Source organism: Frankia sp. AgKG'84/4 (assembly GCF_023242965.2).
Classification (GTDB): Bacteria; Actinomycetota; Actinomycetes; order Frankiales; family Frankiaceae; genus Frankia.
Window position 1 is genome coordinate 1 of the sequence record NZ_JALKFU020000157.1, and the last position, 9,979, is coordinate 9,979.

General features: G+C 69.3%; 10 protein-coding genes and 1 pseudogene. 7 read left to right on the forward strand and 4 right to left on the reverse strand.

Features of this window, described 5'->3' with window-relative positions; all coding sequences use genetic code 11:
• Together MXD58_RS12185 and MXD58_RS12190 are read right to left on the reverse strand one after the other, a co-directional pair.
• Window positions 1-324 (reverse strand): hypothetical protein (locus tag MXD58_RS12185; protein ID WP_250609324.1); only part of this gene is annotated, 324 nt, incomplete at its 3' end.
• A 31-nt stretch (window positions 325-355) separates the two neighbouring features.
• Window positions 356-1,813: an NsdA family TPR-like regulatory protein gene (locus MXD58_RS12190; RefSeq protein ID WP_248838635.1), complete on the reverse strand. Its 1,458-nt coding sequence runs from the start codon at window positions 1,811-1,813 to the stop codon at window positions 356-358.
• A gap of 395 nt (window positions 1,814-2,208) precedes the next feature.
• Here MXD58_RS12190 and MXD58_RS12195 point away from each other — a divergent pair, with 395 nt between their 5' ends.
• The 4 genes from MXD58_RS12195 to MXD58_RS12210 all read left to right on the forward strand — a co-directional run bounded on the left by MXD58_RS12195 (window position 2,209) and on the right by MXD58_RS12210 (window position 5,130).
• Window positions 2,209-2,460 (forward strand): hypothetical protein, encoded by a 252-nt coding sequence (locus MXD58_RS12195; protein ID WP_248838634.1) that lies wholly within the window; start codon window positions 2,209-2,211, stop codon window positions 2,458-2,460.
• A gap of 350 nt (window positions 2,461-2,810) precedes the next feature.
• The gene (locus tag MXD58_RS12200) at window positions 2,811-3,125 is read left to right on the forward strand and encodes a hypothetical protein (protein ID WP_250609323.1); all 315 of its coding nucleotides are present in this window, start codon (window positions 2,811-2,813) and stop codon (window positions 3,123-3,125) included.
• A 32-nt stretch (window positions 3,126-3,157) separates the two neighbouring features.
• Window positions 3,158-4,012, forward strand: coding sequence for a radical SAM/SPASM domain-containing protein (locus MXD58_RS12205; protein WP_248838632.1), 855 nt, complete (start codon window positions 3,158-3,160; stop codon window positions 4,010-4,012).
• Window positions 4,009-5,130, forward strand: coding sequence for a methyltransferase domain-containing protein (locus tag MXD58_RS12210; protein WP_248838631.1), 1,122 nt, complete (start codon window positions 4,009-4,011; stop codon window positions 5,128-5,130). The genes MXD58_RS12205 and MXD58_RS12210 overlap by 4 nt, the downstream gene beginning before the upstream one ends.
• Window positions 5,131-5,569: 439 nt before the next feature.
• Here MXD58_RS12210 and MXD58_RS30275 read toward each other — a convergent pair whose 3' ends face one another.
• Together MXD58_RS30275 and MXD58_RS12225 are read right to left on the reverse strand one after the other, a co-directional pair.
• The gene (locus MXD58_RS30275; RefSeq protein WP_284678253.1) at window positions 5,570-7,840 is read right to left on the reverse strand and encodes a serine/threonine-protein kinase; all 2,271 of its coding nucleotides are present in this window, start codon (window positions 7,838-7,840) and stop codon (window positions 5,570-5,572) included.
• On the reverse strand, window positions 7,837-8,367 hold the full coding sequence (locus MXD58_RS12225) for a hypothetical protein (RefSeq protein ID WP_248838630.1): 531 nt from the start codon (window positions 8,365-8,367) through the stop codon (window positions 7,837-7,839). Before MXD58_RS12225 ends, MXD58_RS30275 begins: the two co-directional genes overlap by 4 nt.
• A 422-nt stretch (window positions 8,368-8,789) precedes the next feature.
• Between MXD58_RS12225 and MXD58_RS12230 the strand changes: the two genes are divergently transcribed.
• From MXD58_RS12230 to MXD58_RS12240, 3 genes and pseudogenes are all read left to right on the forward strand, one after another.
• Entirely contained in the window at window positions 8,790-8,972 is a 183-nt protein-coding gene (locus MXD58_RS12230) for a hypothetical protein (RefSeq protein ID WP_248838629.1), read from the forward strand.
• 229 nt (window positions 8,973-9,201) lie between these two features.
• Window positions 9,202-9,546, forward strand: a complete 345-nt coding sequence (locus MXD58_RS12235; protein WP_248838628.1) for a hypothetical protein — start codon at window positions 9,202-9,204, stop codon at window positions 9,544-9,546.
• A 136-nt stretch (window positions 9,547-9,682) separates the two neighbouring features.
• Window positions 9,683-9,979: pseudogene (locus MXD58_RS12240) on the forward strand (FtsK/SpoIIIE domain-containing protein); the annotation flags it as partial.

Consider the following 9,979-nt stretch of genomic DNA (forward strand, 5'->3'; position numbering starts at 1 on the left):
GGGGGGGGGGGGGGGGGGGGGGGGGGGGGGGGGGGGGGGGGGGGGGGGGGGGGGGGCGGGGGGGGGGGGGGGGGGGGCGGGGGGGGGGGCGCGGGCGGCCCCCCCCCCCACCCCCCCCCCCCCCCGCGCCCCCCCGCCCGCCCCCCCCCGCCCCCCCCCCCCCCCCCGAGCGGCGCCGGGGGGCCCGCCCCCCCCCCCGCCCCCCCCCGGGGCCCCGTCGCGCGCGGCGGGAGCCTCGGGCGTGGCGGCGCGGCGCGCACGGCGTGTGCGGCAGGTCACAGCCGCGCGCCGTAGGCGCGCCTTGAAGAAGCACAGAAAGTCCACGATGGATCTTGGATGAGTTTGTTTGTCCTGGTCAGAGGTCCGCTGCCCCGGTGACGCTGCGAAGGTGATCGGAGAGCCTGTCCGCTCCTGGGTGCCCGGTCGCGCGGACTTCTTGGTAGACCTCGACGAAGCTGCTACCAAAGATCGCCGAGGAAGCGAGGGAGGATGTCCCTATCGCTTTGTGTGCAAGGCTCAATGCGGCGTCAGGGTCTCCAGATCGGGCGTGAGCGATGGATAGGCTGGCCTGGAACTCCAGAAGGTCTCTTGGCATGGTGGGGTCTGCGTGGTCAATCGCGGACTGTACCAGCGGAATTGCGGCCTTCGGACGGCCACCGAAGATCATGGAGACGCCTACCAGATAGGCGATGACGTCGTTGTTGACGAAGTATAGGTAGGGCGGGGTTTCGCCAGATCTCGCCTGCGCGATGTGGTCGAGCGCGTCATCGGAAGCGGCTTGCGCTGCGTCGCGGTTTCCGGCTCGTCCGTGGGCGATGGCGAGTTGTCCGGCGAGGATGGCGTTTTCGGTGGCGGTGAGACGTCCGCGGCTTCCGGCTCGTGCGGAGCGCAGGAGTTGGATACCGGTGCGGGGGTCGTCTCGACTACACGCCTGCACGGCCATGCAGCGCAGGATGTTCGCGGCAATGCCGGGGTTGTCGGCTTCGTGGGCTGCGCGTAGGCCGACCAGGTAGAAGCGTTGGGCGGTGCCGTGCTGTCCGCTGTCTTGGGCGGTCCATCCGGCCATGCGGGCGAGTTCGGCGGCGATGCCGTGCAGGGCATGCCCGTCGGCTTCGGTGTAGCTGGCGTTGCGCAGGACACGGACGACAAGGCGGAGCTGTTCGACGATCATGCCGTTGACGGCCTGGCCGCCAAGTTTGTCGTCGAGGCGGCGTAGCGCGTCCATGGTGGTGGTGAGGTCGGCGATGACGGCGGCGTCGGCGCGTCGTCCGGACAGGGTGGCGGCGATGCGGGCGGGGTCGGCCATGAGCCATTCATGGGCGGCGCCGGTGAGGGTGACGCCGGTCAGGGCGGTGAACTCGCGGCGATTGATCATCGTCACCTCCTCCCATGCGCCGGACAGTCCGGGGGTTCCCCAGAGCTGGCGGACCCACTCATCGTCAGTCGTGGAGGGCCCAGCGGGCAAGGCGTCACGGGTAACAACCGTGGTGCTATCGGTTTCGCGGGTGCAAAGCCCCAGCTCAACGCGACTGAGGCCCATGACGTGGGCGTAGGCGGCCTGCCAGTCTTCGCCAGGGTAGGCCCATCCCCGCTCGTGCCGCATGATCGTCTGCTCGTTGGCGACAGGCGGGGAGAACGGCACATCGCCGGTGAGGATGTCCCGAATTTTGCGGGCGAGGGTGGCTCGGCTCCAGCCCAGCGCGGTGCGGGCGTCGGCAAGGCGCTGCGGTGCCCACCCGGGATGACGGATCCGCAGCGAGTGCGCGCGTTCCTGTTCGGCCTCGACGGTGCGGAACCGCATGGTGGTGGGCATCGCTTCTCCGCGGATCGGGGTAGGTGTGGAAGCAGCGTAACGGGTCGGTCACATGTTTCCGTCGGATTGGTAGTAGTCCGTTGCGCGGATGTCCCTAACCCTTTCCTCGCTCGGCCTGTCGGCCAGATCGTGGGCGGGTTAGGAAAGAGTTAGGTCGGCGGCACCAGGTGTTTTTACGGTGTGTGACGGGGTGGTGGTCGAAGGGGGCTTTTCGGTTCAGGCTTATCCGTGTGGCCCTGGCTGATGGTGCTGGGGCTGGTGGTCCTGTCCTACCCGTGGTCTGTGGCCGCGCGTCCGCCGTGCTGTCGGGGCGGGCGTGTTTCTGGGCTGCGGAGGCAGCCGCGGGTAGGGCAGCTCCTGACCTGGACGGGGTGATCGTGTAGATGGATGTCGCGTTGGCTGAAGAGCTGCCGGAGCCCCGGGAACTGGTGTTGGAACCGGGGCCTGGCGTGTCGGTGCAGTACGACACCGACTCGGTGGTCCTCGATGTTGATTATGGTCTGCGGGCGTCGAAGCTGGTCTCGTCCGTCGGCCTGCTGGTCCCTGCGGAGGCCCGTCTGCGGCGTTCGACGCGACGGGGAGCGCGGGTCATCCTCACCTTCGCGTTGGCAACGGCCGGCGATTCAACACGGGGCGAGACAGCCTGACATGAGTGCCTGACCGTGATCGGCCTGCCCGTTCGTGCGTGAGCGTTCATGGGCCGGGGGCGGTCAGGTCCCGCAAGCCTGACGTGAAGGGAGAACGGCGCCGTGTCAGTGTCGATCATGCGTGCCCCGGTGCGTGCTGCGCAGACCCGGCGGCGCTCGGAGGACTGTCCGCTGGTGGGGGCGATGTCCTGGGCGGTCGCCACGCTGACGCCCGGCGGGCAGGTCGAGGGCATGATCGGCCCGTTTGGCTCGCAGTCGGTGGCATCTACCTACGCGCGGGCGCACTGCCAGGGGACATGGGCGGTAGCACCGATGCTCCGTGTGACGGCACCGGACGAAGCACCGATCCAGTGACCCGGCGGCACCGTACATCGAGTGGCATCGCCCGGCCTGCCACTGCGCCCTCAGACCCGGCGGGGGCGTTCCGGCGGCGGCTGGGCCTGATCTTCACGCAGAAGATCGCGGGCGATCTACCCGACGTGGACCGAGAAGTGATCGAAACGGTGGTAGCGCGGACGCTGGCGCTGCTGGCCGGCTCGGCCCGACATACGGGCTCGGGGGCTGACCCGGCCCTGTACGTGATGGCTCACGTTCTGGATGACCCGGTGCGGCCGGCGACGCGCGCCGCGACCCGTTTTCACCTTGACGGCACGACCCCTGATTGATCTGACCTGACCGACCGACCCTGAGGAGCATCATGACGACCGCGACCATGCCCACTACGGCCACCGTGCCGATCCGTTCCCTGTGGCTGGAGGTCACCGGCCGCTGCCAGCTTGCCTGCGACCACTGCTATGCGTCATCGAGTCCGACCGGGACGCACGGCACGATGACGGCCGCCAACTGGCATACGATCATCGACGATGCCGCGGCCTTCGGGGTGCGCACGGTGCAGTTCATCGGCGGCGAACCCACGACCTACCCGGGCCTTGCGGAGTTGGTCGGCCATGCGCTCCGGGTCTGTCTGACGGTTGAGGTGTACACGAACCTGCTGCGCGTGCCCGATGATCTGTGGCGGGTGTTCGGGCAGCCCGGTGTACGTCTGGCGACCAGTTATTACAGCGCCACGCCCGGTGAGCACGACCGGATCACCGGCGGCACCGGCTCCCATGCGCGGACGACGGCGAACATCGTCGAGGCGCTCCGGCGCGGCGTTCCCCTGCGGGTCGGTTTGATCGGCGACGGGGAGACCGCGGACCGGGCACAGTCGGCGCTACTCGGGCTCGGCGTGACCGATATCCGCCGCGACGAGGTCCGCGACTTCGGCCGCGCGGCCGGCGGCGACATCACGGCGAAGGGCTGCGGGGCGTGCGGGCTTGGTCGCGCGGCGATCCTGCCGGACGGCTCGGTGACGCCGTGCGTGATGAGCCGTGACCTGACAAGCGGCAACGTCCGGGACACCCCGCTGCCTGCTCTGCTGGCTGGGGAGCAGTGGCGGACCGTGGTCGATCGGGTGCCGAGACCTCGGGGGGCCGCGAAGCCGTGCAATCCGGATGATGACACCAAGCCGTGCGGACCTGTCAACCCTGAGCCCGATCCGAACTTCGCATGACGGCCGACTGGCAGACCCACGCGCGCACCCTGGCCGACGTGGTTACCCATCCCGGTTCCCGGTGGTATCCGGTGATCGCCGACACCCCGCGGCACGTATTCGTGCCCGCCTGGTGGAGGTGGAGCGACGGTGGGTGGTCGCTGCGGCGCGGGCCAGTCGTCGATGCCTATGACGACCGGTCGTTGGTCACCCGGATCGGTGCCCTTCATGCCGATCACGCGACCGAGGATGATCGTCCCGAGGGTCGGTCGACGTCGTCGTCAACTCTGCCGAGCCTGGTCGTGACCATGTACCGGTACGCGCACCTTGCGCACGGTCTCGACGTCGCCGATGTCGGCACCGGCTCCGGGTACGGCGCCGCACTGCTCGCCCGCCGCTACGGTGGCGATCATGTCACGACCCTGGACATTGATCCCTACCTGGTCGAGGCCGCCGCACATCGACTTTCCGGCCTCGGACTGCACCCGACTGCGGTGACGGTCGATGCCACGGGCCCGTTGCCGGGCTCGTACGACCGGATCGTGTCCATGGTCTCGGTCCCGTTCGTTCCTCCAAGTTGGCTGGACGCATTGCGCCCCGGTGGCCGGCTGGTCACCGTCATCACCGGGACGTGGATGATCCTCACGGCGACGAGGACACCGAAGGGAATCGTCGGTCAGGTCGAACGGGACGTGGCGGCGTTCATGGGAGCGCGCCACGGCCCCGACTACCCGCCGGCTCCGGTAGACGTCGAGCAGCTCGACCGGGAGGGCGAGCAGGTCGGAACCGGCCGCTACCCGGTCGTTGATGTCGCCAACGCCTGGGAACTGTCCACACTGCTTACCCTTGCGGTCCCGGGCGTGCGGCACGACTATCGGCGCGAGCGCGACGGCCGGCATACCGCGATCATCCATCACCCTGACGGGTCCTGGGCGCGTGCCAGCGGGACCGGCGCCGAACCGCCCACGGTCCATCAGAGCGGGCCGCAACGGCTCTGGGATGCCCTCGACGCGGTGCGCGACGACTGGCTACGGCGGGGCTGGAACCCCGTTCTCGGCGCCCGCGCCAGGGTGCAGGACGACGGCACCATCAACCTTTCCCACGGTGGCTGGCGGGCAACAATCTCCGGAGCGAGCTGACGAAAGCTTCGCTGCAAAAAACCATCGGCCATTGACGACCAGGGCGGAAGTTCGTTCGTTTCCACATCATTTATAGAGAGAACACCAGAAGCCGGTGGCAGGTAGGGCGGCCAGTCCCTCCGTCACCTGGGAGAGGACTTCGTGTCCGTCGTCCACACGCGGCGGGGTTCTGTCTCCTGGGTGGCTGGTAGGCCGTACCGGTCACCACGGGCGACCCCGGGCCTGCATGCCCCCCATGGCAGTGCCCGGGGTCGTCGCATATCCGCGTTGCTGTGTGGCGGTTTTTGGGGTCGGGGTGCGGCGGCTATAGGTGCTGGCCGATCCATATGCCGGCGATGACGGAGGGTACGGCGGCGACGATGATGGCGATGGCGAGGAGATACCAGGAAATTCGATCATCTTCGTTGCTGAAGAACATCGGGTGCCTTTCGCGGGTTTCTTAGGGGCAGGGTGTTTGGTAGAGGGTGTGGGGGAGGTGGCGGCGCCATTCCTGGGGGGTGAGACCGCCGGTCGGGGTGGCGCATGCGCGCTGGTAGAGGCTGGCCGGGGTGAGGTTCCAGAGGCGGGCGGTGCTGTCGTCGCCAGCGGTGACAAGGCGGGTGCCGTCGGGGGTGAACGTCAGATCCCCGATCGCGGCGGTGTGTGCGTGGAGCGTCCCGGATGGTCGGACGTTGTGGGGGTCGGTGATGTCCCAGAGGCGGACGGCGCCGCTGTCGTCGCCCACGGCGAGCAGCGTGGCGGCCGGAGTGAACGCGGCGGCGGTGGCCATCCCCTGTAGCTGCACGGTGATTGATCCGGCGCTCGGGCTGATGGTTGGGGTGCGGGTGTCGGGTGGTGTCAGGGTGGTGAGGGCTGCGGGGGTGGCGGGCTGGTGGATGTCCCAGAGCGACACCGTGCCATCGGCCTGCGTGGTGGCCAGGATGCGGCCGTCGGCGGTGATCGCAAGGTTGGTGGGGATGGTGGTGGGCGTGATGTCGCTGATTTTTACGGGGGCGGTGGGGGTGCTGAGGTCCCAGAGATGGACGCCACCGTCACCACCGACGGTGATCACGATGTTGGTGTGGGCGATGAACGCGGCGGTGGCTGCCTGGTCGTGGGCGTGCACGGTGGCCAGGGTCGTCAGGTGGGCGGGGTCGGTGATGTCGAAGACCACGAGATAGCCGCTGGTGGTGGTGAGGGCGAGGACTGGTGCGAGGGGGTCGAAGACGGCGGCGATCGGTCGCGCGCCGGTGAGGGTGAAGGTCCCGGCGATCGTCGGGGCGGCCGGATCGCGGAGGTTCCACAGTTGGAGCGTGCGATCTTCGGCGGTGGTGGCGGCCAGGGTGCCGGCGGCGTTGAGGGACACGGCGGTGACGGCGGCGTCGTGGGGAAGGGTCGCCACGGGCACCGGACGATCGGGGGTGATGGTCGACCAGAGACGGGCGGTCTGATCTTTGCTGCTGGTGGCCAGGATCTGACCGGTGGGGCTGGCGGCAACGGTGGTGACAGCTCCGGCGTGGGCAAGAGTGGCGGTGGCGGGGAGGCGTCCGGCGGTGGTGCTGATCAGCGTGGTGGTGCTGCCGGTGGGGTCCAGATGCCATGCGGCGACGGCCAGACGCTCCGCGAGTGCGGGATCGGTGCTGGTGCGGGCGGCGGCGGCGAGTGCCTGTCCGGCGGTGCTGCGCTGGGCTGCGGTGAGCGTCCGCGTGGGATGCCGGAGGCACATGACGGCCAGGATGACGGCGAGTACGGCGGTGGTGGTGACGGCGGCGACACCGATCGCGCGTGGCCGGTAGGCGCGGGGTGGCGGTGTCGGTCCGACGGGGGTAGGCGGTCGGGGTGGCCATGGGTGCGAGGGTGGGGCGGTCTGTGGAACCCACCTCGTCGCGGTGTTGTGGCCGGTGGGGGTACTGGGGATGGGGTCGGGTCCGGTGAGCATCCGGTACAGATCGGCGGCACTCGGCCGTGCCGCGGGGTCCTTCGACAGGGCGGCGGTGACGGCATTGCGTAGTGGGCCGGGCAGGCGGTGCAGGTGGGTCGGCTGGTCATGGCGGATGCGATGCGCGAGCAGGGCGGCGGGTTCGGCGGGGAACGGCGGTTCGCGGGTGGCGGCGAACAGCACGACACCACCCCACGCCCAGATGTCCATGGCGGGACTCGGCGGGGCGCCGTCGAATGCCTCGGGCGCCATGTACAGCGGGGTGCCAATGCTCGGGCCGCGAATAACGGTCATGTCATGGGCGGCAGCAACCCCGAAGTCAATGACGCGGGCACCGGTCGGGGACAACAGGACATTGCCGGGCTTGAGGTCCCGGTGCACAACACCGACACCGTGAATCATGGTCAACGCGGTCGCGATGTTGATCGCGAGCTGTTCGAGGTCGGCACCGGACAGGGGCTGCTCGCGTACGGCCTGGGAGAGCGTGGGCCCGGGGATGTAGTCGGTGACCAGATACGGCGCGCTGCCGCCGGATTCGACGTCGCGGACGGCGGCGGTGCAGAAGCGGGGCACTTTGCGGGCGGCGGCGGCTTCGCGGCGGAACCGGTCCCGAAACGCCGGGTCGGCGGTGAACTCCGGCCGAATGACTTTGACAGCAACGGGGGTGCCGGTGGGGTCGGTGGCGAGGTAGACCATGCCCATGCCGCCGGCGCCGATCCGTCCGCGCAGCAGGTACGGGCCCATGTGGGTCGGGTCCCCGACCCCCAGGGGTGTGACGGGCGGCCCGGTCATGCCCGGTCAGCGGCGGCCGGTTCCTCGGCCGGTTGTGCGGCGGGCCGGGCGCGGTAGCTGTCGGCGGGGGGCGGCGGCGGAAGATGCCTCACCTGGTGCTGGTAGGGGTCGGTGTTGGTGCGGGCTTCTCGCCTGGCTATCTGCTGGTCCAGCTCCATGGCCAGGGCAAGTGTCATGGGTTCCAGCTCGGTACGGGTGAACCAGTCAGCGGAAATGCCGTGGTGGGCGGCGGCGGCGTCCTTGCGGGCGGTGATGCCCCGGGCGCGTCCCGGAATGCCGGTGAAGTCGAGCATCGCGGCGGCGGCGTCCCCCCGGTCACCGGGCAACGCATCGACGGCCTGAACGATCATTTTGTGGGCGGCCTTGGCCCGCTGATGATCACTTGCCTTGCCGTCCGGCGGGCACAGCAGATCCAACAACGGCCGCAGATCATCGCGGAGTGCCAGGTCTGCGGCGTGCGGGATGCCGCGCCGATAGGCGGTCGCGAGACAGTCAACCAGCTCGTCCACATGATCTTTGGTGGCCATTGGTGATCGTCCTCCCTGAAACCCGTGACGGCTCGGCGGTGCCGGTCGCATAGGGCTCGGTGTGGCGTGCGTGGGGTGCACTCCGGGTGGAGTCCGGGTCCACTCCGGGTTTGCTCCGCGTCCGTATCGTCACCCGTGATGGGCCGGTCACCTAGAGCCGGCGGCGATAGTTGCGTGACGGTTGTGGCGATCTGTCCGGGTGTACTCCGTGTGCACTCCGACCCGACTCCGCCTCTGGTCCTCCGTGCCCACTCCGGCTCTACTCCGGCTCGGCACGCCGTGCGCCCCGCATCTGGCGGCGGGTAATTCCGCGGAATCTCCGGCTCTGGCTTCTTCTCGGAATGCCGGGCGCGGGCAATGTAGGTGGCGCCGGAGCGATTCCCCCGGCCCTTCCCATTCCCTGACGCTGGGAGTTTGTTGCCGTGCCTACCTACTATGTGCGTCGCCGTCGCCACTGGTTTCTGCGGACGGTGCTGTTCTTCTGGGCGCTCTACTTCGGTGCGCTGGTGTTCTCGCATTTCGCGGCGACGATCGTGCCTGTTCTTGTCACGGCCGGGATCGTCGGTGTGGTCCTGTGGCTGGTCGCGGCGGCGTTCCGTGGCTGACGTCCGTGCCCGTAGGCGTATGGCGGCGCTGCTGATCCTCGGATTTCTGGCCTGGCTGGTGGTCCTGTTTTCCGCGTCCCTCGGGATGACCATCGTAATCGGCCTGGTGGATCAGCGGCTGCATCCGCCGTCCCGGTCGGCATGTGTGGCGTCCAGTGGCTATCAGCCGGTGCTTTTCGGACCCCTGCATCCGTGCGGGTCCACCGTTCAAGGATAAGGAGAGTGAAAGATGCGTACGTTCCCCGTGGATACGGCGGCTGTGACGGCGGTCGCGGTGTCGGAAGCGGTACCGGATACCGATATGGACGGTAAGCCCAAGGCAAACCGCGATGGCGAACCATTGTTCGTGGTGCAGGTCGTCACGACCTTCGACGGCACGGTGAGCCTGATCAAGGTCAAGGTGGCTGGGCGCGCGCCGAAGGTGACCGTCGGCGCGTCCGTGGAGCTGGTGGGCCTCGTGGGGCTGCTCTGGGCGATGGCAGGGCGGCACGGCATCGCCTGGACCGCGCAGGACATCCGAGTCCGCCCGGCTGCCCCGACCCCGGCGGCGGCACCGACCCCATCCAAGAACTAGATCATTCTCGGCGGCCCGGTGCCGCCCGGTCCGGGGTTGACGCGGACGGGCGGTGACGGGTCTGGGGGTGGTGGTGCCGTGACCTCGCACCACCACCCCCCTCTTTCGTTTCTGAGGTCGGGAGGGACAGCCCGTCATGGCTGTACTGAAGATTCGCCGGGGCTGGATGCGGCCCGATCAATTCCGGTTGGCGTTGCGGCCGTCGATACCGGAACTACTTGTCCGCCACGTCGGCCGGTATGTGTGGGGTTGGCGCCGCGAAGCCTTCGCGGTCCTCGCGGCGGGCTGGCTGGTCGGGCGGGCAACGGCGCTGGCCGGTCCGACCGGTGGCCGCTGGCTCCTCGCAAGCCTGGCCGTGGTCGTCATGGTCGTCCCGCGCGCCGAGATCCCCGCGCGCGCCCTCGCCGTCGGCTCGACCAGGGTCCGCTCGTTC